The 25925-nt window shown below is 32.0% G+C and carries 26 protein-coding genes; 10 read left to right on the top strand and 16 right to left on the bottom strand.

Going from position 1 to position 25925, the window contains the following annotated elements; genetic code table 11:
- From porG to DFQ07_RS03230, 3 genes are all read right to left on the bottom strand, one after another.
- Complete coding sequence (gene porG, locus DFQ07_RS03240) at positions 1 to 681, bottom strand: type IX secretion system protein PorG (protein WP_133534835.1); 681 nt, start codon at positions 679 to 681, stop codon at positions 1 to 3.
- 104 nt (positions 682 to 785) lie between these two features.
- Positions 786 to 1682, bottom strand: coding sequence for an NAD kinase (locus DFQ07_RS03235; protein ID WP_133534834.1), 897 nt, complete (start codon positions 1680 to 1682; stop codon positions 786 to 788).
- Between the two features lie 33 nt (positions 1683 to 1715).
- Positions 1716 to 2375: a CBS domain-containing protein gene (locus DFQ07_RS03230; RefSeq protein ID WP_133534833.1), complete on the bottom strand. Its 660-nt coding sequence runs from the start codon at positions 2373 to 2375 to the stop codon at positions 1716 to 1718.
- 59 nt (positions 2376 to 2434) lie between these two features.
- Between DFQ07_RS03230 and DFQ07_RS03225 the strand changes: the two genes are divergently transcribed.
- Together DFQ07_RS03225 and DFQ07_RS03220 are read left to right on the top strand one after the other, a co-directional pair.
- Positions 2435 to 3148, top strand: coding sequence for a pyridoxine 5'-phosphate synthase (locus DFQ07_RS03225; RefSeq protein ID WP_133534832.1), 714 nt, complete (start codon positions 2435 to 2437; stop codon positions 3146 to 3148).
- 2 nt (positions 3149 to 3150) lie between these two features.
- Positions 3151 to 3921, top strand: a complete 771-nt coding sequence (locus tag DFQ07_RS03220; protein ID WP_133534831.1) for an alpha/beta fold hydrolase — start codon at positions 3151 to 3153, stop codon at positions 3919 to 3921.
- Here the strand turns inward: DFQ07_RS03220 and DFQ07_RS03215 are convergent, their stop codons facing one another.
- From DFQ07_RS03215 to DFQ07_RS03200, 4 genes are all read right to left on the bottom strand, one after another.
- The gene (locus tag DFQ07_RS03215) at positions 3922 to 4365 is read right to left on the bottom strand and encodes a TlpA family protein disulfide reductase (RefSeq protein ID WP_133534830.1); all 444 of its coding nucleotides are present in this window, start codon (positions 4363 to 4365) and stop codon (positions 3922 to 3924) included.
- A gap of 88 nt (positions 4366 to 4453) precedes the next feature.
- Complete coding sequence (locus tag DFQ07_RS03210) at positions 4454 to 5032, bottom strand: NAD(P)H-dependent oxidoreductase (protein WP_133534829.1); 579 nt, start codon at positions 5030 to 5032, stop codon at positions 4454 to 4456.
- A 62-nt stretch (positions 5033 to 5094) separates the two neighbouring features.
- Complete coding sequence (locus DFQ07_RS03205) at positions 5095 to 5685, bottom strand: Crp/Fnr family transcriptional regulator (protein ID WP_133534828.1); 591 nt, start codon at positions 5683 to 5685, stop codon at positions 5095 to 5097.
- Positions 5675 to 6160 carry a hypothetical protein gene (locus DFQ07_RS03200; protein WP_133534827.1) on the bottom strand — a complete coding sequence of 162 codons (486 nt, stop codon included), beginning with the start codon at positions 6158 to 6160 and terminating at the stop codon, positions 5675 to 5677. Before DFQ07_RS03200 ends, DFQ07_RS03205 begins: the two co-directional genes overlap by 11 nt.
- A 167-nt stretch (positions 6161 to 6327) precedes the next feature.
- Here DFQ07_RS03200 and DFQ07_RS03195 point away from each other — a divergent pair, with 167 nt between their 5' ends.
- The 4 genes from DFQ07_RS03195 (at position 6328) to clpX (ending at position 10200) form a co-directional block, all read left to right on the top strand.
- The gene (locus tag DFQ07_RS03195) at positions 6328 to 6678 is read left to right on the top strand and encodes a phage holin family protein (RefSeq protein ID WP_133534826.1); all 351 of its coding nucleotides are present in this window, start codon (positions 6328 to 6330) and stop codon (positions 6676 to 6678) included.
- A 127-nt stretch (positions 6679 to 6805) separates the two neighbouring features.
- Positions 6806 to 8128, top strand: a complete 1323-nt coding sequence (gene tig, locus DFQ07_RS03190) for a trigger factor (protein ID WP_133534825.1) — start codon at positions 6806 to 6808, stop codon at positions 8126 to 8128.
- Between the two features lie 127 nt (positions 8129 to 8255).
- Positions 8256 to 8915 carry an ATP-dependent Clp endopeptidase proteolytic subunit ClpP gene (clpP, locus tag DFQ07_RS03185; protein ID WP_133534824.1) on the top strand — a complete coding sequence of 220 codons (660 nt, stop codon included), beginning with the start codon at positions 8256 to 8258 and terminating at the stop codon, positions 8913 to 8915.
- 46 nt (positions 8916 to 8961) lie between these two features.
- Entirely contained in the window at positions 8962 to 10200 is a 1239-nt protein-coding gene (clpX, locus tag DFQ07_RS03180; RefSeq protein ID WP_133534823.1) for an ATP-dependent Clp protease ATP-binding subunit ClpX, read from the top strand.
- Between the two features lie 70 nt (positions 10201 to 10270).
- On the opposite strand, the gene DFQ07_RS03175 is transcribed toward clpX, so the two are convergent.
- The gene (locus DFQ07_RS03175; protein WP_133534822.1) at positions 10271 to 11164 is read right to left on the bottom strand and encodes a leucine-rich repeat domain-containing protein; all 894 of its coding nucleotides are present in this window, start codon (positions 11162 to 11164) and stop codon (positions 10271 to 10273) included.
- Positions 11165 to 11292: 128 nt separating this feature from the next.
- Here DFQ07_RS03175 and dnaG point away from each other — a divergent pair, with 128 nt between their 5' ends.
- On the top strand, positions 11293 to 13302 hold the full coding sequence (gene dnaG, locus DFQ07_RS03170) for a DNA primase (RefSeq protein WP_133534821.1): 2010 nt from the start codon (positions 11293 to 11295) through the stop codon (positions 13300 to 13302).
- A 214-nt stretch (positions 13303 to 13516) separates the two neighbouring features.
- Here the strand turns inward: dnaG and nadE are convergent, their stop codons facing one another.
- The gene (gene nadE, locus DFQ07_RS03165; protein ID WP_133534820.1) at positions 13517 to 14305 is read right to left on the bottom strand and encodes an NAD(+) synthase; all 789 of its coding nucleotides are present in this window, start codon (positions 14303 to 14305) and stop codon (positions 13517 to 13519) included.
- A 93-nt stretch (positions 14306 to 14398) separates the two neighbouring features.
- Between nadE and gldB the strand changes: the two genes are divergently transcribed.
- Together gldB and gldC are read left to right on the top strand one after the other, a co-directional pair.
- Positions 14399 to 15361, top strand: a complete 963-nt coding sequence (gene gldB, locus DFQ07_RS03160; protein WP_133534819.1) for a gliding motility lipoprotein GldB — start codon at positions 14399 to 14401, stop codon at positions 15359 to 15361.
- Entirely contained in the window at positions 15361 to 15699 is a 339-nt protein-coding gene (gene gldC, locus DFQ07_RS03155) for a gliding motility protein GldC (RefSeq protein ID WP_133534818.1), read from the top strand. The genes gldB and gldC overlap by 1 nt, the downstream gene beginning before the upstream one ends.
- Positions 15700 to 15725: 26 nt before the next feature.
- On the opposite strand, the gene folK is transcribed toward gldC, so the two are convergent.
- From folK to tamL, 6 genes are all read right to left on the bottom strand, one after another.
- Positions 15726 to 16856, bottom strand: a complete 1131-nt coding sequence (gene folK, locus DFQ07_RS03150) for a 2-amino-4-hydroxy-6-hydroxymethyldihydropteridine diphosphokinase (RefSeq protein ID WP_133534817.1) — start codon at positions 16854 to 16856, stop codon at positions 15726 to 15728.
- A gap of 298 nt (positions 16857 to 17154) precedes the next feature.
- The gene (locus DFQ07_RS03145) at positions 17155 to 19392 is read right to left on the bottom strand and encodes a polyribonucleotide nucleotidyltransferase (RefSeq protein ID WP_133534816.1); all 2238 of its coding nucleotides are present in this window, start codon (positions 19390 to 19392) and stop codon (positions 17155 to 17157) included.
- Between the two features lie 188 nt (positions 19393 to 19580).
- Positions 19581 to 19850, bottom strand: coding sequence for a 30S ribosomal protein S15 (gene rpsO, locus DFQ07_RS03140; RefSeq protein WP_133534815.1), 270 nt, complete (start codon positions 19848 to 19850; stop codon positions 19581 to 19583).
- Between the two features lie 141 nt (positions 19851 to 19991).
- Positions 19992 to 20849: an acetyl-CoA carboxylase, carboxyltransferase subunit beta gene (accD, locus tag DFQ07_RS03135; RefSeq protein WP_133534814.1), complete on the bottom strand. Its 858-nt coding sequence runs from the start codon at positions 20847 to 20849 to the stop codon at positions 19992 to 19994.
- 50 nt (positions 20850 to 20899) lie between these two features.
- Complete coding sequence (gene fbaA / locus DFQ07_RS03130) at positions 20900 to 21958, bottom strand: class II fructose-bisphosphate aldolase (protein WP_133534813.1); 1059 nt, start codon at positions 21956 to 21958, stop codon at positions 20900 to 20902.
- Positions 21959 to 22053: 95 nt separating this feature from the next.
- Positions 22054 to 24507 carry a translocation and assembly module lipoprotein TamL gene (gene tamL / locus DFQ07_RS03125; RefSeq protein ID WP_133534812.1) on the bottom strand — a complete coding sequence of 818 codons (2454 nt, stop codon included), beginning with the start codon at positions 24505 to 24507 and terminating at the stop codon, positions 22054 to 22056.
- A 71-nt stretch (positions 24508 to 24578) separates the two neighbouring features.
- Between tamL and DFQ07_RS03120 the strand changes: the two genes are divergently transcribed.
- Positions 24579 to 25313: a TrmH family RNA methyltransferase gene (locus DFQ07_RS03120; RefSeq protein WP_133534811.1), complete on the top strand. Its 735-nt coding sequence runs from the start codon at positions 24579 to 24581 to the stop codon at positions 25311 to 25313.
- Here DFQ07_RS03120 and DFQ07_RS03115 read toward each other — a convergent pair.
- The gene (locus tag DFQ07_RS03115) at positions 25305 to 25919 is read right to left on the bottom strand and encodes a deoxynucleoside kinase (RefSeq protein WP_133534810.1); all 615 of its coding nucleotides are present in this window, start codon (positions 25917 to 25919) and stop codon (positions 25305 to 25307) included. The two genes, DFQ07_RS03120 and DFQ07_RS03115, sit on opposite strands and share 9 nt — an antisense overlap.
- Between the last annotated feature and the right edge of the window lie 6 nt (positions 25920 to 25925).

Below are 25925 nucleotides of genomic sequence, written 5' to 3'. Positions count from 1 at the left end.
TTATTCAGCTATTCCACCAAAACAAGGTGGTCTTCCAAAGGTATATACAATAGAAACACCAGAAAATACATACCAGTCGTTTCCATCACCTCCAAAATCTAAAGAGTTTATTTTATTTGTAGTAAAATCGATATCATCTACAAGTGCAAATCGTACACCTGTTTCAAAAGCAATGGCAAAGTTGTCTGCTAATCGTCCTTTAATACCTACTCCCACAGGTAAGGAATAAGAGAATTTATTTTTTAGTAAAATGGTGTTGCTAGCGGTAACAGATTCTGGACTTTTGTAGTTAAAGGCAGCTATTTCTGCTAAGATGTATGGAGTGAATGTTGTTCTATAATCACTAATGTTATAATCAAAAAAATTAAATTCGACTCCAGCGGCAAATTCATGAATAGTATTAGAGAAACTGTAACCTCTACTTTGGCGAAATGGATTGTCGGCATCTATATCGTTACCCGAGATAGGAATATAAGTATAACTTCCTCTTAAGGCTATTCTAGGGTTAAGGTTGTATTTATATACAAGACCTCCTGAAAATTCATTAGGGTATATGTAGTTTGTTCTACCAATATCTCCCACATAGTTAGATCCTCCGGCAAATAGCCCGATTTCATGGATTTGTGATTGTAATGGTGTTACTACACAAGCAAATAATATAAATAAAATAAGTCCTCTCATTGTAAAATAGCGTGCAAATATAGGGAAATGAATTTGCTTTAAAAAGTTAATAATCCGTCTTTTTGATTAACTTTTTTTTTACGATTTTATTGTAATGCCATTAGTTATAAAGCTTCATTTCGTGTGTCTTCACCCCATAAAAGTTTTCCACGTAAAGTTTTTAAGTGGGATTGATTTTTAGGCAGAATGCTTTTTATGGTAAAAGATGCTTTTTGTATTTTTATCTTAGTTTCTTGCGGAACAGTTGTGATACGCGAGTCTAATGAGATTAAAAAATCTTTTTCACGAGCACTAACTTCTAAAAAAATATTAGTCTCATCTGGTATAACCATAGGGCGTGCATTTAAGTTGTGTGGGGCAATAGGTGTGATTACAAAACTTTTAGAGTCTGGTAAAATTACAGGCCCATCGCAACTTAATGAATACCCAGTAGAGCCTGTTGGGGTTGCTATAATTAAACCATCTGCCCAATAATTAGTCAGGTATTCTGTGTTTAAAAAAGTTTTAATACCAATCATAGAAGTAGTATTTCTTCTAGCAATGGTTACTTCATTTAAAGCAAAATTAAGTTCAGAGAATTCTTTGGTGTCAGGTGTTGTTTCTATTTGTAATAAAGATCGTTCTTGTAAAGTGTATTCTTTTTTAAGAATTAAATCAATAGCTTCTTCAATTTGATCTTTTTGGATGGTTGCTAAAAACCCCAGACGCCCTGTATTAATTCCTAGGATGGGTATGTTTAAATCACGTACATAAGTGACAGCTCTTAAAATAGTACCATCACCACCAATGGTGAACATCACATCAAAAGAGTTGGATAGATCTTCAAAATGGGAATAAGTCGGGTATTTTTTGCTTAGTGATTTGTTCTCAATAAACAAATCGTAAAACTGTTGCTCAAAAAAAACAACAATGTTGTGTCTTTCTAATACAGATAATAGAATTTTGACTTCTTTTTCAGCTAATGCAGTATAAGCTTGTCCGTAAATAGCTACTTTTTTCACTTGTACAAATGTTTAATTCTGCTTTTTTTAAGATTACATGTTTAAATACTTTCTTAAATAAGCAGCTCTATCTTTAAGTTCTTCTAAATAAAAATCGTTTTTATGCTGGGTGATAACGTTATAATCGTACCTGCGAAATGTTTGAATAATTTCATTTATTTCTTCTGAAACAATTTTTAAAGTAAGTTCTATGCTTTCTATAGTTTCTGATGAAATATAGACTCCCAATAATTTACCATTATTAGTTTCAACTATTTGGGCAACTTGACTCATAGAATAATCATTTTTGTTTTTGTCTATGATTAATGTGTCACTTTCATGATGTAAAAAAGGACTGTCAGCAAAGGCGTCTAAAATATCGCTTAATTCATAATATCCAATATAATTCATGTTTTTATTTAAAACAGGAATCAAGTTAGAGTCATTGTCGGCGAATAAAGTAATTAAATCGAGTAAGGTAGCATGTTCGTCTGTGTAAAAATGATCTAGCAGATAAGTGTATTCACTAAGTATTCGGTTTTTGTTTTCAATAGTTTGAATATCTCTTTCAGGTAAACATCCTAATAACTTACCTTTTTCAACTACAGGAACATGAGTTATAGGTAAATCTTTGCACAAATCTTGAGCGCTTTTTACAGTACTACTTAACGTCAGTGCTTTTATCTCTTTAAGTATAAAATCATTGATTTTCATTATTACGAATATAGTTTAAAATGTTGGAATGCGTTACCTTTGCAGTCTAATTTTACAGCATGACAAAATTAAGTGTAAATATTAATAAAATTGCCACACTTCGCAATTCTAGAGGTGGAAATGTACCTAATTTATTAAAAGTAGCAACCGATATACAAGAATTCGGAGCGGAAGGGATTACTATTCACCCAAGGCCTGATGAACGTCATATTCGTTATCAAGACGCATACGATTTAAAGCCTATTGTTATTACAGAATACAATATTGAAGGAAATCCTATTGATAACTTTATGCAAATGGTGTTAGAAATTAAACCTACACAAGTAACTTTGGTTCCTGATAGTGTAGATCAATTAACATCAAATGCAGGTTGGGATACGGTAAAACATCAATCATATTTACAAGAAGTAATCGCTGAGTTTAAAAATGCAGGTATTAGAACCTCTATTTTTATTGATACAGATTTAAAATTAATAGAAGCCGCAGCAACAACAGGTGCTGATAGGGTCGAATTATATACAGAAGAGTTTGCTACTCAATATGAAAAAGGAAATAAAGAAGCTGTAAAACCATATACACAAGCGGCAATTTTAGCTCATGAGTTAGGTTTAGGAATCAATGCAGGACATGATTTAAGTTTGGACAATATTCAGTTTTTTAAACAAAATATTCCACATTTAGCGGAAGTATCTATTGGACATGCACTAATTTCTGAAAGTTTATATTTAGGGTTAGAGAATGTAGTGAATATGTATTTACATCGTTTACAATAAGTATGGAAGTTTTACATTCTAGAATAATTGGAGCAGGAAAACCTCTACTGATTTTGCACGGGTATTTTGGTATGGGAGATAATTGGAAATCTCATGCTAATAAGTTTGCCGAAGATGGCTTTGAAGTGCATTTGATAGATCAACGTAATCACGGACGTAGTTTTCATTCCGATATGTTTGATTATGAGTTGATGGTGGGTGATTTGTATAACTATATCCAACAGCATAATTTAGAGAAAGTAAATATGTTAGGGCATTCAATGGGAGGAAAAACCGTCATGTTGTTTGCTACTGAATATCCTGAGTTGGTTGATAAGTTAGTAGTGGTAGATATTTCTCCAAGAATGTATCCACCACATCATCACGATATTATTGCTGCATTAAATTCTGTAGATTTTTCGGTGCAAACTTCTCGTAAGTTGGTAGATGAAAAGTTAGCAGAGTTAATTTCAGAAGAAGGTATTCGTCAGTTTTTGTTAAAGAACGTATATAGAAAAACAAAAGATGAGTTAGCGTTTCGTTTTAATTTGAAATCGTTGACAGAAAATAATGATGAAGTGGGAGTAGCGTTACCTTCGTTTACTGTTTTTGAAGGAGAAACGCTGTTTTTACGAGGTGAAAATTCAGGATATGTTTCAAAAGAAGATGAACCGTTAATTCAAGCACATTTTCCAAATTCAGAAATTAAAACTGTAGCAAATGCAGGGCATTGGTTGCATGCTGAAAATCCAATAGGTTTTTATAAAGAAGCGATTCAGTTTCTTGCTAAATAATTATTGTTTACTTAGGTTTTCTAAAGCATAATATAATCTGTTTTGTGCGTTGTCTTGTGAGCCAAAAATAGAACGATACACTTCGTCTTTTGGGGTTAATAGTATCCACTGTGGAGTTCCTTCCGAGTTAAAGAAATCGTATATTTTATGGTTTTTATCTATGTAAATAGGGAACGGAAGCTCATTTATAGTAAAAATACTTAGGATATCTTTCTTGGAAACATTATTGTTTGTGAAATTACTATGAATACCTATAACCTTAATCTCTTTATAGGTTTGTTTAAATTGATAAGCAAGTGGAATAGCTCTACCAGTGCACCCTAAACAAGTATTATTGTAAAACAAAAGAAGAAGGGGTTTGTTAGCGTATTTTTCTAATAAATCTACTTCATTATTCTCAAAGTCGGTAACTTTTATAGATGTGACAATTTTGCTGGGATTCATGTTGTAATGAGTTTAAGCAAAAATATTTAAAAAAGTATTGAGGTTAAAAAGTCTACAGGCTAAAAAGTTTAGCCTGTAGTATAGAGTGTTACTGTAGGTTTTTGCCTAAAGTATACGCTTTTTGTAACCATAAGTTTCTTTGTTGTGGGGTAGAGTCTTTTATTACTGATAAAAAAGTAGTTTTAACAGGCTTGATACCACAAAATTCTAAGGTTCCTTTTTTAAATTGATTAATAGCAGGTCTTTTCATAAATAAATAATCATACCAACTAGGGGTGTCAGAAGTTATGATAAGTCGAGCAGTTTTGTCTTTTAAAAGCTTTTCGGGAAATGGTTTTCCTTCAATAGGTTGAAAAGTAATTCCTGGTAAAAAAGTTCTGTCGATAAAACCTTTCATCACTGCAGGGTAGCCCGCCCACCAAATTGGAAAGACCCAAACAATATGATTCGCTTTTTTAATTTTAGCTAAAGATTCTTGTAAATCTGGTTCAAGCTCAGTTCTTTTTCGGTAACCAAATTTTAGGTTAGGATTAAAGTTTAGATCAGTAATGGTAATTTCTTCAATTATAGCATCGGTTTCCAAAGCACCTTTTTTATAGGAACTGGCTAGTGCATGATTAAAACTTTCTTTATCAGGATGTCCGTTTATTAATAAAATATGCTTCATAATGTATTTGTTATTTTGAAGCAAAATACGGTTGGTTTTACAAGCTTAAAAAGGACAATTGTCTAATAAAAAACCGATTTTCTAATTCGACTTAAATGTCGTTGTGTTATTCCTAAATAAGAAGCAATGTATTGTAGCGGGATGGTTTGTAAATAGCTAGGGTGCGTCTCTAATAATTTTTTGTAGCGGTTTTCAGCACTTTCATTTTGCAGAACAAAAATTCTGTTTTCTAAATTTATGTATTCTTGTTCTGCTAATAGTTTAAAAAGACGCAGCCAGTTGGTGCTTGAGTTTTCTAGCGCTACAAATTGTTCTTTGGTAATACTGTATAGTTCTACATCTGTTAACGCTTGAATGTTTTCGTTGGTTTTTGTTTGAGAAATAAAAGATGAATATGCAGTAACAAATGAGTTTTCTGATAAAAAACAATAAGTAGCTTCTTTCTCGTCTGAAGAATGATAAAACGACCTAAAAATTCCCGAAGCAATAAAAGCTACTTCTTTACAAGTGTTACCTTCTTGAATAAAAAAATCTCCTTTGTTAAGTTTTTTATAACTGACTAAACTAACAAAGTTGTTTATTTCTTCTTCGGTAAGAATGTTATAGGAAGCTAAGTGTTTTTTGAGTGCTTCTAGGTTGTACTTAAATCTCATCTAAATTGATGTTAAGACCTACAATTTCAAAATCTTCTGGTTCAACAACTCTATACCTAATTTTAATGGTTCCATTACCGTTGCTAAAGCTACATTTGTAATATACGTCAAACCAATCAGCATCATTTTCATTACCTAAGTAAGTGTAGTGAGAATAAGCATAAGTACCGATATAACCAGTTAAAGAAGATAGCTTTTTAAATTCTTTGATGACATCTTCTGTGTTTATTTGAGCTTTGGCAAACTCTCCAAAAATGTTGTATAAGTTACTCCAGTTTGAATTGTTGTAGTAGTCTTTTATTTTAAAAGTGGTTTTGTTTAAAAGCTCTCTGTTTAATTGTTTTGGTAATGCTACTTTTTCTTTTTCAGTAGTTGTCTTGCTTTTGTAGTTTAAAAAGTTATAGGTTGTATTAATTATTGTTAATATTACTAAGATAATTAAACCAATTTCAATTCTTTTAATTCTAGATTTCATAACTGATTTTTAATGATGTCAAATATAAAATTTCATTTTTTACTGCCAAAACAGCAGGTTTTATTTTTTGGTATGGTTGTGGTAAGTTGTAAGCTCAGGTTATGATTTGTAGAGTCTTGATTAAAAAAGTAACTTTATAAATCTTAACTTATTAAACACAATAACAAATGAAAACATTTTTAAAAATCTTGTTAACTGCTTTAGCGGTAATAGTATTGGCAAACATTTTACCTGGAGTTGCAGTGGCTAACTATACTACTGCTATAATAGTAGCTGTAGTTATTGCTTTGCTAAACTTGTTTGTGCGACCATTATTGGTGTTTTTTACATTACCAGCAACGATAGTTACTTTAGGGCTATTTCTGTTTGTAATCAATGCGATTATTATATTGTTGGCAGATAAATTGGTGTCAGGTTTTGCAGTGAATGGGTTTTTTACAGCGCTCTTATTCAGTGTATTGCTGTCTATTTTTAGATCGCTAATGTTTTCGTTGTTAAAAGAAGAAAAGAATAATTAACATAAAATATTAAAAATTAGAAAATAAGGTCGATAAAAAAGATGATATTCTTGTACTTAAAAGTCTTGGTTATCAATAAATAAAGTAGTAATTTTGCACCCGATTTTTTAAGAAACAGATTTTTAAGATGAATATAACGAAAGAAAACGTAGATGCATTAAATGCAGTTGTAAAAGTTGATATTGTTGCAGAAGATTATCAAGATAAAGTAACAAAAGTATTAAACGATTACCGTAAAACAGCGAACATTCCTGGATTTAGAAAAGGTCATGTACCAATGGGAATGGTAAAGAAGCAATACGGAAAATCAGTAATGATTGATGAGGTAAATAAGCTTTTGCAAGAATCGTTAAACAAATTCTTAGTTGAAGAGAAATTAGATATTTTAGGTAACCCGTTACCTAGAGTACAAGAAGATTTCAATTGGGATGCTGATAAATTCTCTTTTGAATTCGAATTAGGGTTAGCTCCTGAGTTCGATGTAAACTTACAACCAAAAAACAAAGTTACTCAATATAACATTGTAGCTACTGATGAGTTAATCGAGAAAGAAGTTGAAAATATTCAATCTCGTTACGGTAAAATGTCAGCTAAAGACGAAGTTACTGAGGTAGCTAATGTAACTGGTACGTTTGTTAACGAAGAGAAAGAAATCAACAAAAAATCTACCATTTCTGTAAAAGATATTAAAGGAAAAACAAACTTAAAAAAGTTTGTAGGTGCTAAAGTAGGTGATGTTTTAGAGTTAGAAACTAAAAATTTATTTGAAGATGAGCACAAGTTACAAGGAGCGTTAGGTGTATCTCATGAAGAGGTTCACGGATTAGACATTCCTGTAACTTTCACTATCGAAGAAATTACTGAAATAGAATTAGCAGAATTAGACCAAGAATTATTCGACAAGTTATTTGCTGACGGAAGTGTAAAAACTGTAACAGATTTAAAAGATAAAATTAAAGAAGATGCAGAAAAGCAATTCCAACAACAAGCAGATCAACAATTGTTGAATGCAATTACTGAGAACTTAGTTGAAAGCACCAAGTTTGATTTACCAGCTGAGTTTTTACAAAAGTGGTTACAAACTGCTGGAGAAAAAGAATTAACTGCTGACCAAGCTGCAGAAGAATACAGTAAGTCTGAAAAAGGATTACGTTACCAATTAATCGAAGGAAAGATTATGAAAGATAACGATATCAAATTAGACTATGCAGAGTTAGTAGATTATGCTAAAGGTTTCATAAGAGCCCAAATGGCACAGTTTGGTAACATGAATCCAGAAGAAAAAGAGTTAGAAGATATCGCAGGAAGAATCTTACAAAACCAAGACGAAGCTCGTCGTTTACAAGAGCAATTAATTTCTCAAAAATTATTAGCTTTTTATAAAGAAAATATGAGCTTTGATACAAAAGAAGTTTCTTACGAAGACTTCATTAAAGAAGTATACAAGTAACAGTTAAATACTGATGTAATAAAAAAACCTGAATGTACATTCAGGTTTTTTTAGCCATAAACGGTAACAAAATACTAACGAAATAGTTCTTATATTTACATCTGTAATAAACCAAAAACATTTTTAAATGGATTACGGAAAAGAGTTCGAGAAATACGCAACAAAGCACCACGGAATAAATAGTAACTACTACGGAAAAATTACTAGTAGCTTAACGCCATACATTATGGAAGAACGTCAAATGAACATTACACAAATGGATGTTTTTTCTCGTTTAATGATGGATAGAATTATCTTTTTAGGTACAGGTATTAACGATCAAGTAGCTAATATAATTCAAGCACAATTATTGTTTTTAGAAAGTGTAGATGCTTCAAAAGATATTTCAATTTATATCAATTCACCAGGAGGTGGTGTATATGCTGGTTTAGGTATTTATGATACAATGCAGTTCATTAAGCCAGATGTAGCAACTATTTGTACAGGTATGGCAGCTTCTATGGGAGCAGTGTTAATGTGTGCTGGAGAGAAAGGAAAACGTTCAGCGCTACCACATTCTCGTATCATGATTCATCAACCATTAGGAGGAGCACAAGGACAAGCATCTGATATTGAAATTACAGCTCGTGAAATCTTAAAGTTAAAAGACGAGTTATATCAAATCATTGCAAAGCATTCTGGTCAAGCTGTAGAAAAAGTAAACAAAGATTCTGATAGAGATTATTGGATGAAAGCAGAAGAAGCGAAAGTTTACGGAATGGTAGATGAAATTTTAACTAGAAAATAAATTAACAGCTAATAGCTATTATAGCTATTAGCAATAAGCTGATAAGATGTCGAAAGAAGAAAATTTACAATGTTCCTTTTGTGGTCGTAAAAAACCTGAAACCGATTTGTTAATCGCAGGTTTAGATGCTCATATATGTGATAAATGTATTGAGCAGGCACATGGAATTGTAGAAGAGGAAATAGCAGAAGCTAGAACAAGTGATTTATCAAAAGATCTTACCCTAAAAAAACCAAAAGAAATTAAAGCTTTTTTAGATCAGTATATTATTGGTCAAGATGAAACCAAAAAAGCAATGTCGGTAGCAGTATACAATCACTATAAAAGATTGTTGCAAACCAGAGGCGATGCAGACGAGGTAGAAATAGAAAAGTCGAATATTGTTTTAGTTGGAGAAACAGGTACAGGTAAAACATTGGTAGCACGTACCATTGCAAAAATGTTAAATGTACCGTTTTCAATTGTTGATGCTACTGTTTTAACACAAGCAGGTTATGTAGGTGAAGATGTTGAAAGTATTTTAAGTCGTTTGCTTCAAGCTGCTGATTATGATGTTGAAAAGGCAGAAAGAGGAATTGTATTTATTGATGAAATAGATAAAATCGCTCGCAAAGGTGATAATCCGTCAATAACTCGTGATGTATCTGGTGAAGGAGTACAGCAAGCTTTACTTAAGTTATTAGAAGGTGCAGTAGTAAATGTAGCTCCTAAAGGAGGAAGAAAACACCCAGAGCAAAAATTTATTGAGGTAAATACTAAAGATATTTTATTCATTGCTGGAGGTGCTTTTTCAGGAATTGATAGAATTATTAGCAAGCGTTTAAATATGCAAGCTGTTGGGTATGGAGCCTCTGTAGAAGAAGACAAAATAGATCAAGAAAACTTATTACAGTATATTATTCCTTCTGATTTAAAATCGTTCGGACTAATTCCTGAAATCATAGGTCGTTTACCTGTCTTGAGTTATATGAACCCGCTAGATGCAGAAACATTACGTGCTATTTTAACAGAGCCTAAAAATTCTATTATTAAACAGTATACCAAATTGTTTTCGATGGATGATGTTGAATTTTCAATGACTGAAGAAACATTAGAATTTATCGTAGGTAAAGCTGTAGAGTATAAGTTAGGAGCGCGTGGATTACGTTCATTATGTGAGGCGATATTAACCGATGCAATGTTTGAGATACCAAGTTCTGATGAAAAAAAATTCAGGGTAACAAAAGAGTACGCTGAGGCTAAATTGACAAAATCAGCATTAAAAAAATTAAGAGCAGCTTCTTAATTTAAGATGTTTAATAAACTAAAAAAGCCATCAAATAAAATTTGATGGCTTTTTGTTTTAAATATTATTTTTACTCAGCTTTAGGGAGTTTACTGTATCGTTGTATCCAATCAGTAAGTTCAGTGTTGTCAATTTTGTATTTATTGGTAAGCTCTTCCTTAATCTGTTTTAAATATGTTTCGTTTAACACACTTTTTTCATACTCAGAAACAATCAATTGTTTAAAACTTTCAGTATACTTTTCTACTGGACTTTCAACCTTAGCAGGTTTTTCCTCAACTTTTGCCGTAGTTTTTTCTACTACTACCTTTTTGTCAGTTACAGCACCACTACTAGTAGCATATGTGGTTTTTTCGTCTTTATACCATCCTTGAGGAATGTTAGCTAGTTGTTCTTCACTAACAATAATCGTTTTAATATTATTGCCAGTAACATCCATGCTTACAAGGTTTGGGCAGTTCGACACATCTAACGTAGTAAGTTTGTTAAAACTAGCGTATAAACTTTCTAGGTTTGTGTTTTCTCCAAGAATTAATGAACTCATTTTGTTACTGTCACAACTAATATAAGTTAAGTTGGGATTTTTGCTAACGTCTAAACGTCCAATTTTGTTCTTACTACAATTTAAAAAGCTTATTGATGAGCTTTGAGACAAATCCATTTTTGTAATTTCATTATCGTAGCAATCCAAACGTTTTAAGTTAGGGAAGCTTTCTAAACCAGTTAAATCCTTAATTTTTGAATAAACATTAGGTAAATTCTTATTGGTAACAGGATCGTCAACGTTCAAATTAGTAACATATTCGGCATCACTAATAGTGATATTTCCGTTTAAACCGTTTGAATCAATTTTTAAATTTACCAAACATTCTTCCAAACCAATGTCAGGAATTCTAATGGTTTCTTGAGAAAAAGCATTGAATGAAAATAACAATGCGAAATAAAAAGGGGTAATTGCTTTCATAAAAAGGGGAATTTTTGCCAAAATTATATATTTTAATGTTTTTAGCAAATTAATTTCGCTAAGAGTTTTCTTTATTTACAAGAGAACTTTTAAAACTAGTATATTTGTTTGCTGTATTTGCATAGTATATGATTACCCAACAAACCATTGATAAAGTTTTTGAGAGCGTCCGTGTAGAGGAGGTGATAGGAGAGTTTGTACAGTTAAAAAAATCTGGAAGTAACTTTAAAGGGTTAAGTCCTTTTACTGATGAACGTACTCCTTCATTTATGGTGTCACCTGTAAAACAAATCTGGAAAGATTTTAGTACAGGAAAAGGAGGAAATGCAATTTCTTTTTTAATGGAACACGAGCATTATACGTATCCGGAAGCAATACGTTGGTTGGCAGAAAAGTACAATATTGAAATTGAAGAAACCGAACAGTCTGATGAGCAAAAACAGCAGATGAATGAACGAGAAAGTATGTTTTTGGTTTCAAAATTTGCCAAAGATTACTTTCACGATGTGTTGATGAACACGCAAAACGGAAGAGCTATTGGGTTGTCTTATTTTAAAGAGCGTGGATTTAGAGAAGATACGATTGAAAAATTCGATTTAGGATACTGTAAAGACGAATGGGATAACTTTACCAAGGCAGCTTTAGCCAAAGGGTTTGATTTAAAATACTTAAAATCTACAGGGCTTACTATTGTAAAAGAAGGAGGAGCAGAAGATAAGAAGTTTGATCGTTTTAAAGGTCGTGTGATGTTTCCTATTCATAGTATGTCAGGGCGTATTTTGGGATTTGGAGGAAGGATACTTACTAATGATAAAAAAGCAGCAAAATATTTAAACTCACCTGAGAGTGATATCTATCATAAAAGCAAAATCTTATATGGATTATACCAAGCTAAAAAAGAAATAGCGAAAGAAGATAATTGTTTTTTAGTAGAAGGATATACCGATGTCATCTCATTTCACCAATCAGGAATTGAAAATGTGGTTGCCTCTTCTGGTACAGCATTAACACCTGATCAAATACGATTAATAAACAGGTTAACACAAAATATTACAGTACTTTTTGATGGTGATGCAGCAGGAATTAGAGCATCGTTACGCGGAATTGATTTAATTCTTGAACAAGGAATGAATGTGAAGGTGGTTACTTTTCCTGAAGGAGAAGATCCTGATAGTTTTGCCAAAGCACATTCTACTACTGAATTAAAGCAATATTTACAAGAGAAATCGCAAGACTTTATTGAGTTTAAAGTTTCATTATTAATGAAAGAAGCAGCGAATGATCCTGTGAAAAAAGCAGGTTTAATTCGTGATATAGTTACCAGTATTTCTAAAATCCCCGATGGAATTCAACGAGAGGTATACGTGCAAGAGTGTGCACGTATTATGGATATTTCTGAACGAGTTTTGTTTAGTGAACTTGCTCAGTTATTAAAAAAAGGAGCAGTAGCTACCAAGAGAAGTAACGTAGGACAAGATTCTAATCAACCACCACCTGAGTACTTCCACGAGCAAGAACAAGCCGTAATGGGACTTGTAAAAGGAGGGAAAGGAAAATTGCAACAAAGTATCAATCAATTAAATATTCTTGAAAAGGAAATCATAAGAATATTATTGTTGTACGGTAATGAGATAGTTGATTTTGTAAACTGGGTGGAAGCTGTTGATGAAAGAGGACGTTCGTTTTTGGAAAAAGAAGAATATCAAAATAGTGTTTCTAATGAGTTGTATTTAAATTTGCAAGAAGATGAAATTGAGTTTACCAATGAAATATTTAAATTAACGTATTACGAATTGATTCACCAGTTAAATCAAGATGAAAAAATATCTATAGATCAATTGGTAATGCACGAAAATCCACAAATATCTAGTTTGGTAACTAATATTTTGATGGATGAAGAAAAGTACAATTTAAGTGATTGGGAACGTAAAGAAGTTTTTGTAACAGAAACAATAAAAATACTTCCGAAGTTGGTTTCAGACGCGGTTTTAAATTTGCGTAGAGTTTTAATTGAAGAAAAGATTAAAGAAATGCTACAAGAAAGCCAAGAACAAAGTACAGTACCTAATTTGGAAGAAATAGCCAACTATACGGGGTTAAAAAAGCGTCTTTTTGAAAAGTTAAACCGTGTTATTTAAGATTAATAAATTGACAAAATCTTAATAATTTAAGGTTATTAACGTTTTTTTTGTAACTTTACTCGCGAAAAGAATTAGAAATCAAAGAAAAATGAGAAAGTTGCTACAGATTTTAGAGCTGCTAAGGCTGCTTGTATTACTACCTTTTAATATATCTAACGGACATAAAAAACGTGCTTACCAAAGAATTAAGCGTCAAATGATGTCAGTTAACTTACTTTAAATTATTAGGAATTTTACAAATAGGAATTGGAACCATCTTATGCTGATTAATTCGGTTGAGACGAGTGTATATTTTATATACTTCTAAATCTCTACCAGAGAAGTCTTCTACTGTTTTTCCGGCATCTTTCATTTGCATTGCCCATTCCAACTCATCATATGATGCTCCAATTTGATCTTCGTCTGTTCTGCTGTCTCCAAACAAACCATCGGTTGGTTGTGCTTTTTGTATAGAAGTAGGTACTTCTAAATAAGTAGCTAATTCATATACTTCTGACTTTACTAAATCGGCAATCGGACTTAAATCTACACCACCATCTCCATATTTAGTGAAAAAACCTACTCCAAAATCTTCCACTTTATTCCCAGTGCCAGCAACTAATAAACCATGTAAGCCAGCAAAATAGTATAAAGTTGTCATACGCAATCGAGCACGAGTATTAGCCAAAGCTAAATCGAGCTTTGCAGTAGATTCAAAGCTAGGAACTACAGTTTTGAAATTTTCAAAAGTAGAGGTTAAATTAACTTCAGCTTCGCTTACATTGTCAAAGCGATTTTTTAATTGCTTAATATGTTCATTAGCTCTACTTACTTGGTTTTTAGCTTGATGAATAGGTAACTCAACACATAAAGTTGGTAATCCTGTTTTTGCACATAAAGTTGAGGTAACTGCGCTATCTATTCCGCCTGAAATACCTACAACAAAACCATTAACTTTGGCATTAGTAGCATATTCTTTCAACCAATTTACAATATGTTCAGCAACTTTAGGTGTATTCATTATTTGAGATATTTTAAGAGTTTATCATAAAGTGATAAAAACTAATTTAGTAATTTCGACGTTGTAATTTAGAATGTAAATATACTAAAGTTCATGAGAAAATTTTTAGCGTTGTTTGCCTTAGTTATTGTCTGCTTTTCATGTAAAAAAGAAGAAAGCAATAAATTAGATGTTGATGTATCAACTATTAAAGTTACTATAGATTTAGAACGTTTTGATATTGATTTTTACAACACTAAACCCAATAATCTTTTTAAGATAAAAGAAAAGTATCCAATGTTGTTTCCTCCACAACCCGACAGTGTTTGGATAAATAAAATAAATAGCAAAGATGAACAAGAGTTGTTTGCAGAAACACAAAAAGTTTTTTCTGATATCACAGAAGAAAAAGAGCAGTTAACATCATTATTCAAACATGTAAAATACTACAATCCGAGGTTTGTGAGTCCGAAGGTAGTTACGATGTTAACTAATATTGATTATAATAACAGAATTGTGTATACCGATAGTTTGTTGTTAATTTCTTTAGATGCATATTTAGGAAACCAGCATGAGTTTTATAATGACTACCCAGAGTATGTAAAGCAGAACAATACAAAAAAGCATATTGTGGTAGATGTTGCAAAATCTATTGTAGGTAAACAAATGTTACCTAGTAGGGCGAGAAGTTTTATTGACAAAATGATTTATCGTGGAAAAAAGATGTACTTATTAGATGCTTATCTACCAGCTATTCCTGATGCTATTAAGATAGGGTATTCACAAACAAAACTAGATTGGGCTAAAAATAATGAAGAGCAAATTTGGAAGTATTTTATAGAAAAAGATTTGTTGTATAGCACAAGTAAAGATGTAGATAAACGTTTTTTAGATTTGGCACCTTTTTCTAAGTTTTATTTGGAAGAAGATAATCAATCTCCTGGAAGAATAGGAGAGTGGATAGGCTGGCAAATTGTACGTTCATATATGCAAAAGAATGACGTATCTTTGCATCAATTATTACAAACAAGTGAAGAGGAAATCTTCAAAAATTCAGGATACAAACCAAAGAGATAATGGCGGTTAAACATACATCGAAAATCACATTTAAAGTAGGATTAGACGAAAACAAGATTCCAGAAGAAATTTCTTGGAATGCAGAAGATGGAGGTATAAAAGATGAAGCATCAAAAGCAATTATGCTATCTGTTTGGGATCATAAACAAAAAGATACATTACGTATGGATTTATGGACCAAAGACATGCCTGTAGATGAAATGAAGCAATTTTTTCATCAAACCTTGGTGTCTATGGCAAATTCGTTTGAAAGAGCCACAAATGATGAAAAAATGAGTGCTACCATGCGCGATTTTTGTGACTACTTTGCAGAGAAACTAGAGTTAATTCAAAAATAAAAAAAGCAGCTTTAAAGCTGCTTTTTTTATGCGTTGTAGTTTTTTATTTTATTAATAATTGTTTCGTAGTCATTAGAGTTGTTTACAAAATCTAATTCAGAAACATCAATAATTAAAATATTTAAATCAGGTTGTGTTTTAATAAAATTGCTGTAACCATCATGAATTTTTTGTAAGTAACTTGCTTCTATATTTTGTTCGTAATCACGTCCGCGTTTTTTAATGTTTTCTAATAAGCGGTCAGTATTTTGATATAAATACACATACAAATCGGGTTTCGTAATTTCTTTGTACATCAAATCAAACATTTTTCTGTATAGTTTATATTCATCACTATGTAAGGTTACTTGGGCAAAAATTAGTGATTTAAAAATATAGTAATCAGAAACAATGAAGTTTTTAAACAAATCAAATTGAGCTAAATCATCAGACAATTGTTGGTAACGATCTGCCAAAAAGCTCATTTCTAAAGGGAAAGCATAACGTTCGTTGTCGTTATAAAACTTTGGTAAAAAAGGATTATCAGCAAAACGTTCTAATACAATCTTAGCATTAAACTCATCAGACATCATGTTGGCTAATGATGTTTTTCCAGCACCAATATTTCCCTCAATAGCAATATAATTATACTTCTCAGTAATAGGAATAGGTCTTTTTAATGTAACATTAAGTTTAGTAATATCTGAAGTATCAGAACAGTTCTCTAAACAGATATATAAATGCTTTTTCTCTATAGGATGAATAACATTACGAGCAATTTCAACTAAGGGAACTAACGCAAATTTGCGTTCAAGCATTCTAGGGTGTGGAATAATTAACGTTTTTGAGAAGATAATTTCATCATCAAATAATAAAATATCTAAATCAATTAATCTGTCTGAATATCCATCAGTACTTTTTCGAGTTCTTCCTAATTCTTTTTCAATAGAAAGAAGCCTAACTATTAATTGTTCAGGAGGTAGATATGTTGAAACCTTAATACAAGTATTGTAAAAATTGTTGCTATCGAATCCCCATGAGGCAGTTTCATAAACGGATGCTACCTTTAATACAGCTCCTACTTTATCGGCAATTAAGTTGATTGCTTGTTGAATATTGGCAAGCTTATCACCTTGATTGGTTCCTATTGAAATATATGTGATTCGTTGTATTTTCATGAATGGGATGCAAAGAAAACTAAAACTAAAAAAAGAAAAGCTAAAAAAAGATATTTTTATTTAAATAATTTCTAAAAAAAAGGTAGGGTATTTTATTTTTAAGCTGTTATAGTATTGGATTTCTTTATAGAGTAAGATTTTTTATATGATTATTGGGGAATGATCTGAAACAACAACTCTAAGTATAAGGCTGCTATTTTTAGCAGCCTTACTTTTTTAAAATATTTTTGAAGCTTACTTATATGAAACAAAAAAGCAACCAATTTGGTTGCTTTTTTGTTGTATAATAAAAAGAATATTAAGCCTCTTTTTTATCTTCTCTAGGTTTTCTGTCATCACGACGATTATCGCGGTTACGATTATCGCGACCTCTATTGTCTTTATTGTTATCTCTAGGTGGTCTTGCTACATAACCTTCTGGTTTTGGTAATAAGGCCTTTCGAGAAACTTTTTCCTTACGAGTTTTTGGGTCTATACCAAAGTATTTTACATCAATAATATCTCCTAAGTTAACAACATCAGTTACATTGTTTGTGCGTTCCCAAGCTAATTCGCTAACATGTAATAATACTTCATTTCCTGGAGCTTCTGTATATTCAACAACGGCACCAAAATCTAATAATTTTACTACTTTTACTTCATAAACAGAACCTTTTTCAGGTTTAAACATCATAGACTCAATACGAGCGATAACTTTATCAATCCCTTCTTGATTTGTTCCTAAAATCTCAACGATTCCCTCTTCAGTAACAGGGTCTTCGTTAATTACAATAGTAGTTTCAGTTTCCTTTTGTAATTCTTGAATGTGTTTTCCTTGTGGTCCGATAAACGCACCAATTAAATCGTTAGGAATAACTCTGTTAACCATCTTAGGAGCGTGAGGCTTCACATCTGCATTTGGAGTAGCGATAGCATCAGTCAATTTCTCTAAAATGTGTAAACGACCATCGCGAGCTTGTTTTAAGGCGTTCACTAAAATCTCGTAACTTAATCCTTTGATTTTAATATCCATTTGACAAGCAGTAATACCATCGGCAGTACCAGTCACTTTAAAGTCCATATCACCTAAGTGATCTTCATCTCCTAAAATATCAGATAATACAGCATAGCGCTCACCGTCAGAAATTAATCCCATAGCGATACCTGAAACTGGTTTTTTCATTTGAACTCCAGCATCCATTAACGCCATAGTACCAGAACAAACAGTTGCCATAGATGATGACCCGTTAGACTCTAATACTTCAGAAACCACACGTACTGTGTAAGGACAGTCTTCAGGAATCATACCTTTTAAAGCTCTTTGAGCTAAGTTACCATGACCAATTTCACGACGAGACGTTCCTCTTAAAGGGCGTGCTTCTCCTGTTGAAAAAGGAGGGAAGTTATAGTGTAAATAAAACTTTTCTTCACCTTGTAATGTTGGAGAGTCTAACATATTAGCATCTCTAGAAGTACCTAAGGTAACTGTTGCTAATGCTTGAGTTTCTCCACGTGTAAAGATTGATGAACCATGGGTTCTAGGTAAATAATCTACTTCACACCAAATAGGTCTAATATCTGTAGTTGTACGTCCATCTAAACGTAAACCTTCATTTAAAGTTAAATCTCTAACAGCTGTTTTGTGAGCTTTGCTAAAGTATTTACCAATTAAATCTCCGTATTCTTCTAATTCTTCTTCGGTAAACATTGCAGTAACCTCTTCTTTAACTTCAGAAAAAGCCAACCCTCTTTCTTGTTTAGAAGTTCCTTTTTTTGCAATATCATAACATTTTTGATATGCAGCTTCGTGAATTTTTTGAGCTAATTCTTCATCTTCTCTTTCTCCTTCATATTCACGAGTTTCTTTTTTACCAACAGCTTCAGCCAAAGCAACCTGAGCAGCACATTGTATTTTAATAGCTTCGTGTGCAAACTTAATTGCATCTGCCATCTCTTCTTCTGAAATTTCTTTCATTTCACCTTCTACCATGGCAACAGAATCGGCAGAAGCACCAATCATCATATCAATGTCGGCTTCTTGTAATTGTGTATAGCTAGGGTTGATAACAAACTCTCCGTTAATTCTTGCTACACGTACTTCAGAAATTGGTGTTTCAAAAGGAATGTCTGATAATTGAATTGCGGCAGAGGCAGCTAAACCAGCTAAAGCATCTGGCATTACCTCTTCGTCATGAGACATTAATTGAATCATCACTTGAGTTTCTGCGTGATAATCTTTTGGAAATAATGGACGCAATACACGATCGACTAAACGCATCGTTAAAATTTCGTCATTACTTGGTCTTGCTTCACGTTTCATAAACCCACCAGGGTAACGTCCTGCAGCAGCAAATTTTTCACGGTAATCTACCGTTAATGGTAAAAAGTCAATACCTGGATTTGCTGTTCTTGCTGATACAACTGTTGCTAATAACATTGTATCTCCCATTCTTACAACAACAGAACCATCTGCTTGTTTTGCTAATTTTCCTGTTTCTAATGTAATGGTTCTTCCATCTCCAAGTTCAATGACTTGGTTAAATACTTTTGGAATCATAAATTAATTCTTCTAAATTTTAATTCGTTTTTGTTTGTTGTTGTGTTGTTGTTGCTCCAATGGAAAAATCAAAATTGTTGTTAGTAATTTTGAGCTTTTTATATATAAATTTCTGTTTGTTAGTCAGAAATAAATTTCATGTAAAAATAAAAAAGAGGCACGTTTATAGAGCCTCTTTTTTTGTAGAATTATTTTCTAATTCCTAATTCTTTAATAATCGCACGATATCTGTTAATTTCTTTTTTCTTTAGATAATCTAACAAGCTTCTACGCTTACCTACCATACGTACTAACGAGCGCTCTGTGTTAAAATCTTTACGATTTCTTTTTAAGTGCTCAGTTAAGTGGTTAATTCTGTGCGTAAATAACGCGATTTGACCTTCTGCAGTACCAGTATCATTTGCTCCCTTACCGTGTTTTGCGAAGATTTGTTCTTTAACTTCTTTTGTTAAATACATGCCAATATTATTTAAATGATTATTATGTACTCAATGCATTTACATTGAAGTTGCAAATGTACAATTATTTTTTTGATTGATAAACTCGAAGTATTGAAAATAATAAAAAGCAAAAAAAGCTAGCAAAGGCTAGCTTTTTGATTATGCTCTTACAGGTTGGTTTTGTATTAAATCTAAATACAAATTCACCTGTTTTTTTAAATCTTTTCGTTCGTAAATAGCATCTAAGAAACCATGCTCTAATAAGAATTCTGAACGTTGGAATCCTTCTGGCAAGTCTTTACCAGTGGTATCTTTAACTACACGAGGTCCTGCAAAGGCAATTAAAGCATTTGGTTCAGCAATATTGATATCTCCTAACATTGCAAATGATGCTGTAGTTCCTCCTGTAGTAGGATCTGTACATAATGAAACGTATGGGATTTTAGCTTTTGCTAATTGTGCCAATTTAACAGAGGTTTTTGCTAATTGCATTAAGGATAAAGAAGCTTCCATCATACGAGCTCCTCCTGATTTTGAAATCATTAAAAACGGAATGTTGTTTTCAATTGAATAATCAATAGCGCGTGCTATTTTTTCACCAACAACACTACCCATAGATCCTCCAATAAAAGAAAAATCCATCGAAGCAACTACCAAATCTTTACCCATTGATTTACCAACTGCAGTACGAACAGCATCTTTTAATCCTGTTTTCTTTTGTACTTCTTTTAAACGGTCTGGGTATTTCTTGGTATCCTCAAATTTTAACGGATCTTTTGCTGTTAATTTAGGATTTAATTCTTCGAACTTATTGTCATCAAAAAATAATTCAAAATATTCTTTACTTCCAATACGTACATGATACCCATCTTCAGGGCTTACATATAAGTTTTTTTTAAGTTCGTCTGTGTCAATTATCTTACCGCTTGGGGTTTTATACCACAAGCCTTTTGGGGTGTCTTTTTTTTCTTCGGTAGGGGTTTGAATCCCTTTATCTGTACGTTTAAACCAAGCCATAATTTAGTTTTTTATTCTTTAGTTGTTTGGTTTTCTTTTTCAAAAGAATGTTACAAGGTATTAACATTATTTAAATCTTCAAAAGCTTTTATTAATCGCGCTTTAAAAGTTTGTTCTCCTTCGCGTAACCATTTACGAGGATCGTAATATTTTTTATTAGGAACATCGTCTCCTTCTGGATTACCAATTTGAGATTGCAAATATGCAGATTTTTCTTTCATATAATCACGAACACCTTCAGTAAATGCATATTGTAAATCTGTATCAATATTCATTTTAATAACTCCGTAGCTTATAGCTTCACGAATTTCCTCTAAAGTAGATCCTGATCCTCCATGAAAAACAAAATCAATAGTGTTGTGAGGAACATTATATTTTTCTGAAATATATTCCTGAGAATTCTTTAAGATTTTCGGAGTTAATTTTACGTTTCCTGGTTTGTATACTCCATGTACATTTCCAAAAGCTGCAGCAATAGTGAATTGAGAGCTAATTTTCATCAGCTCTTCATAAGCAAAGGCTACTTCTTCTGGTTGTGTGTATAATTTTGAGCTATCAACATCAGTATTGTCAACACCATCTTCTTCACCTCCAGTAATTCCTAATTCAATTTCTAAAGTCATTCCCATTTTACTCATACGAGCAAGATATTCTTTACAAATCTCGATGTTTTCTTCTAAAGGTTCTTCACTTAAATCAATCATGTGAGAACTGTATAGAGGTTTTCCTGTTTCTTTATAAAACTGCTCACTAGCATCTAATAAACCGTCAATCCAAGGTAATAATTTTTTTGCAGCATGATCGGTATGTAAAATAACAGGAATGCCATATGCCTCTGCTAATAAGTGTATGTGTTTTGCACCTGCGACTGCACCAGCAATGGCCGCTTTCTCGTTTTCGTTTGATAAGCCTTTACCTGCGTTAAATTGAGCACCTCCATTAGAGAACTGGATAATTACAGGCGAGTTAAGTTCTTTAGCTGTTTCTAAAACAGTATTAATAGTGTTAGATCCTACAACATTAACAGCTGGTAAAGCGAAGCCTTTTTGCTTTGCTAATTCAAAAATTTCTTGAACTTCTTTTCCGGTGGCAACTCCAGGTTTAATCATTTTTTATTTTTTATTAGTTGTATGTTACAAAATTAGGGAACAAATCTACACTTTTTTATATAAGTTGTGATAAATTTTTGATAGAAAGTACTTTGTTAGAATGGGTAATTAATCCCAATATTAAGTACAGAACGAGAGAAATTGAAGTTTTGAAACCATCCATTACCAGTTAGGTAGGGTTCGTGAACTTTAAAACCTAAATCTAATCGAGCAACAAGGAATTTAAAGTCATAACGAGCACCAAAACCAGTTGCAACAGCCATATCTTTTAACGATTTTATACCATTAAATTTAGCAGCATCATCTACAAAATCCGAATTGGTGATATCCCAAATATTTCCAGCATCAACAAAAAGAGCACCTTTTAAAGAGCCTAAAACATCAAAACGATACTCAAAACTGGTTAAAAATTTTAAACTTCCTATGTTATATTCTAACACAGGACTCCTGGTACCAGGACCTAAATCGTATGTTCTCCATGCTCTAATATCATTAGACCCCCCGGCAAAATAGCTTCTAGAAAAAGGGATGTCTGAATTGTCATAGGTAACAATTGCTCCTAAAAAGGTTCTGTGTGCTAAAACATTATTGTCACCCAAATCCCAATACTTTTTGTATTCGATATCAGTTTTGAAATATTGAGCAATAGGGATTTTAAATACTGTTTTTTGTCCTAAACTGTTAGAGGTTTTAGATAAAAGTCCCATAACATTTCCAGAATTAGCTATCCTTAATTTGAAAAATGAAAAGCTAGCATCTTTAATGTTTGCCCTATTGTTATATGTATAGCTGTAGGCAATCTCTGGAATCAAAAAATCTGAGGTTATAATGTTGAACCTATTAGCAATGTTAAGAGTATTTTGATATTCAGTTGGATTTGAAGAAGCGAAAGATTCATCAGTAAGAACGTTTCTTACAAATGCTACAATTTGATTGTAATTTCCAATAGTATTATTAGGTAAAGTGTAAGAAGGATCGTAAGCTGTTGCAACTTCGTCTAATTTTCGATACTCCGAATTGTAAATAGTAAAGTAATTATTAACATTTAAATTTCTAATATATTGAGTGTTTAGAAGTTCTAATTCAATTGATTTTTTATTATTGTAATTCCACTTGTAATTAATACCTACAGAAATATTTTGCTTATCTAAGGCTATGTTTTTTTGGATCCCCCCTCCTGCATAAAATTTGGTTCTAGGAAACATTCGTTTAGGTATTAATTTATTCAATCCAAAAGGAGTCATAAATCGAGGTACTTCTAATGAAATATCAGAACCAACTTCCCAACCAGGTCCATTGTTAGAATTAAAATATGAACCGAAAGTAGAAAACTTAAAAATTTCCGCGCCTTTAAAGGTGTTTCTATTGGTTATTGAAAACTTTAGTGATACATCGAAATTACGAATATTTGAGCGAGATAGCTCTGTTTCAAAACCAAGAGTATATTTTTCAATAGGAGTCAAATAAATATTTGTTTCAAGCTCATTGCTACTCAATTCATTATATCGAATAGAGGTTGCTTTAAAGTTTTTTAATCCTCTTAAATGAGTACGGGTTAAATTTCTTAAAGAATCACTATATACTGTATTGGGTTTTACAAACAACGATTGCGATAAGTATTTAGGATTGTATTTTAATTTACGGTGTGCGTAAAAATTAATTCCATTATAACTTACACTATCTTTATGAGGATTATTTCTTCTATTATAGGTATAATCGGTGTATACATTAACTTTTTTTATTTTCTGAATTTGGAAAGGTTCTATCTTATCAGAAATATTAATATCTACATCCGTTTTTTCATAGTTTTTTAAAGTGTCATTATCAAAAGAGATGTAATTTTCATTAAAATGATAGATACCTTTATTTCTAAAAAGCTTAACTAAACGATTAGCTTCTTTAATAAAATTTTCATTTTTATAGTGGTCTCCTGATTTTAAATAACTATTCTCTTTAGTTAGTTGGTATAGCGAATCTAAAACTGGTGAGGTAATAAAGGTTTTAATAGAGTCTAAATATGAAGGGTTCCCTTTTGTAATGTGATAAGTTATAGCACCTTTTCTCTTTCCAATAGTATCTTTCTTTGAGGTGACCGTAGCTCTAAAATACCCTTCTGTTTGATAATAAGCTTTTAAATTGCCTACAGTTCTCTTGGTTTTTATATCATCGATAATGATTGGTGCTTGCCCGCTTTTTAAGAACCAATTGTTAAAACCAATAAAAGTTTTAGCAACAGAAATACTTTGTTTTTCTGAAAAAACGTCTTTAAAAAAGTTATAAGTTTTTATATGTTTTTTACCCCATTCACTCGGAGTTTTTGGAGCTTCAGGATTACCAAGGTTATAAAAATGTAACGATAAAGGTACACCTAAAGCCTTAGCGTTAGGTCGTTGCATTAGTAATTCAGAAATATCTATACTTGAGTTTTTAACACTGTCGATGTATACAGTGTTTTTGGCTAGCAATAACTCATTTTCTTTAACATATTTAATCGTACTGCATGAACTGAATAAGACTACTAATAAAAAGAAGAAAGAAAGTTTTTTCATTAACTTTACGCCTCGTATTAAACATCAAAAATACTATTTTTTAGTGGTTTTAGAGTGTTAAAAATAATTTAATGAATTTATCTAAAAGCAACATAAAGTTAATAACTAGTTTACAGCAAAAAAAGTATAGACAAAAGTATCAATTGTTTGTAGCTGAAGGGGTAAAAGTCATAAACGAATTATTAGCATCTTCATTAGAGGTAGAACAGTTGTTTTCTACAGATGAATCTTTTAAGCCTTTGAAAAATATAGAGGTTACTTCAATTTCAGAAAATGAACTGAAAAAGGTAAGTACTTTAAAAAGTCCGAATAAAGTTTTAGGGTTGTTTAAGATTCCAAAGGAAAAAGAAATTATCCAGGATAGCTTTATGGTAGCTTTAGATGGGGTTAACGATCCTGGAAACTTAGGAACTATTATCCGTTTGTGTGATTGGTTTGGTGTTACTGAATTGGTATGTTCTAAAAATACGGTTGATTGTTATAATCAAAAAGTAGTGCAATCTACCATGGGTTCTCTAACAAGAGTGAATATTACGTATGTAGATTTACAAGAGTTTTTATCCAATTGTAAGTTGCCTGTTTTTACTGCAGATATGGAAGGTAAAAATGTATATTCATCTTCATTACCAAAAAAAGCTGTCTTAGTAATGGGTAATGAAGCTAATGGAATTTCTTCTGAAATAGCCAAAATAGTAGAGCATGCGTTAACCATCCCAAGGTTTGGTGATTTGCAGCAAACTGAGAGTTTAAATGTAGCCACAGCTACAGCAATCTTATTGAGTGAATTTAGAAGAGGATTAAAATAATCCGTTTATTTGAGCGTCAATTCTATCAATAACATATCCTAAGTCTTCTTGGTTGTCTACAAAATCTAAATTATCAACATCAATAATTAATAATTTTCCCTTATCATACTGGCTAATCCAGGCTTCGTAGCGTTCATTTAATCGACTTAAATAATCAATGCTGATAGAGTTTTCGTATTCTCTGCCACGTTTGTGTATTTGTCCTACTAATGTAGAAATATCTGCGCGTAAATAAATTAATAAATCAGGAGGAGTTACTAGGTTCTCCATCAATTCAAATAACGAAGAGTAATTACTAAAATCTCTATTGGTCATTAACCCCATTGCATGTAAGTTAGGGGCAAAAATATGAGCATCTTCGTAAATAGTTCTATCTTGAATTATTTTTCTACCAGATTTACGTAACTCTAACACTTGACGGAAACGGCTGTTCAAAAAATATACTTGTAGGTTAAAAGACCAACGTTCCATTTCAGCGTAAAAATCATCTAAGTAAGGGTTTTCATCAACAGATTCAAAATGAGGTTCCCAATTGTAATGTTTTGCTAATAATTTAGTTAATGTGGTCTTTCCTGCGCCAATGTTTCCGGCAATTGCTACGTGCATAATTAT

Origin of the sequence: Tenacibaculum caenipelagi (assembly GCF_004363005.1) — a bacterium.
Classification (GTDB): Bacteria; Bacteroidota; Bacteroidia; order Flavobacteriales; family Flavobacteriaceae; genus Polaribacter; species Polaribacter caenipelagi.
Note: the sequence above shows the minus strand (reverse complement) of the source record. Positions and strands in the feature narration are given on the sequence as shown.

What these genes read in the sequence shown, in the direction of transcription:
- rpsO (WP_133534815.1), bottom strand. Translation starts at nt 19,850, where the DNA reads ATGTATTTAACAAAAGAAGTTAAAGAACAAATCTTCGCAAAACACGGT.
- DFQ07_RS03210 (WP_133534829.1), bottom strand. Translation starts at nt 5,032, where the DNA reads ATGAAGCATATTTTATTAATAAACGGACATCCTGATAAAGAAAGTTTT.
- DFQ07_RS03230 (WP_133534833.1), bottom strand. Translation starts at nt 2,375, where the DNA reads ATGAAAATCAATGATTTTATACTTAAAGAGATAAAAGCACTGACGTTA.
- DFQ07_RS03120 (WP_133534811.1), top strand. Translation starts at nt 24,579, where the DNA reads ATGAATTTATCTAAAAGCAACATAAAGTTAATAACTAGTTTACAGCAA.
- dnaG (WP_133534821.1), top strand. Translation starts at nt 11,293, where the DNA reads ATGATTACCCAACAAACCATTGATAAAGTTTTTGAGAGCGTCCGTGTA.
- porG (WP_133534835.1), bottom strand. Translation starts at nt 681, where the DNA reads ATGAGAGGACTTATTTTATTTATATTATTTGCTTGTGTAGTAACACCA.
- DFQ07_RS03195 (WP_133534826.1), top strand. Translation starts at nt 6,328, where the DNA reads ATGAAAACATTTTTAAAAATCTTGTTAACTGCTTTAGCGGTAATAGTA.
- DFQ07_RS03205 (WP_133534828.1), bottom strand. Translation starts at nt 5,685, where the DNA reads ATGAGATTTAAGTACAACCTAGAAGCACTCAAAAAACACTTAGCTTCC.
- DFQ07_RS03220 (WP_133534831.1), top strand. Translation starts at nt 3,151, where the DNA reads ATGGAAGTTTTACATTCTAGAATAATTGGAGCAGGAAAACCTCTACTG.
- clpX (WP_133534823.1), top strand. Translation starts at nt 8,962, where the DNA reads ATGTCGAAAGAAGAAAATTTACAATGTTCCTTTTGTGGTCGTAAAAAA.
- DFQ07_RS03115 (WP_133534810.1), bottom strand. Translation starts at nt 25,919, where the DNA reads ATGCACGTAGCAATTGCCGGAAACATTGGCGCAGGAAAGACCACATTA.
- nadE (WP_133534820.1), bottom strand. Translation starts at nt 14,305, where the DNA reads ATGAATACACCTAAAGTTGCTGAACATATTGTAAATTGGTTGAAAGAA.
- DFQ07_RS03145 (WP_133534816.1), bottom strand. Translation starts at nt 19,392, where the DNA reads ATGATTCCAAAAGTATTTAACCAAGTCATTGAACTTGGAGATGGAAGA.
- DFQ07_RS03200 (WP_133534827.1), bottom strand. Translation starts at nt 6,160, where the DNA reads ATGAAATCTAGAATTAAAAGAATTGAAATTGGTTTAATTATCTTAGTA.
- folK (WP_133534817.1), bottom strand. Translation starts at nt 16,856, where the DNA reads ATGAAAATACAACGAATCACATATATTTCAATAGGAACCAATCAAGGT.
- tig (WP_133534825.1), top strand. Translation starts at nt 6,806, where the DNA reads ATGAATATAACGAAAGAAAACGTAGATGCATTAAATGCAGTTGTAAAA.
- gldB (WP_133534819.1), top strand. Translation starts at nt 14,399, where the DNA reads ATGAGAAAATTTTTAGCGTTGTTTGCCTTAGTTATTGTCTGCTTTTCA.
- fbaA (WP_133534813.1), bottom strand. Translation starts at nt 21,958, where the DNA reads ATGATTAAACCTGGAGTTGCCACCGGAAAAGAAGTTCAAGAAATTTTT.
- DFQ07_RS03225 (WP_133534832.1), top strand. Translation starts at nt 2,435, where the DNA reads ATGACAAAATTAAGTGTAAATATTAATAAAATTGCCACACTTCGCAAT.
- clpP (WP_133534824.1), top strand. Translation starts at nt 8,256, where the DNA reads ATGGATTACGGAAAAGAGTTCGAGAAATACGCAACAAAGCACCACGGA.
- DFQ07_RS03215 (WP_133534830.1), bottom strand. Translation starts at nt 4,365, where the DNA reads ATGAATCCCAGCAAAATTGTCACATCTATAAAAGTTACCGACTTTGAG.
- tamL (WP_133534812.1), bottom strand. Translation starts at nt 24,507, where the DNA reads ATGAAAAAACTTTCTTTCTTCTTTTTATTAGTAGTCTTATTCAGTTCA.
- gldC (WP_133534818.1), top strand. Translation starts at nt 15,361, where the DNA reads ATGGCGGTTAAACATACATCGAAAATCACATTTAAAGTAGGATTAGAC.
- accD (WP_133534814.1), bottom strand. Translation starts at nt 20,849, where the DNA reads ATGGCTTGGTTTAAACGTACAGATAAAGGGATTCAAACCCCTACCGAA.
- DFQ07_RS03175 (WP_133534822.1), bottom strand. Translation starts at nt 11,164, where the DNA reads ATGAAAGCAATTACCCCTTTTTATTTCGCATTGTTATTTTCATTCAAT.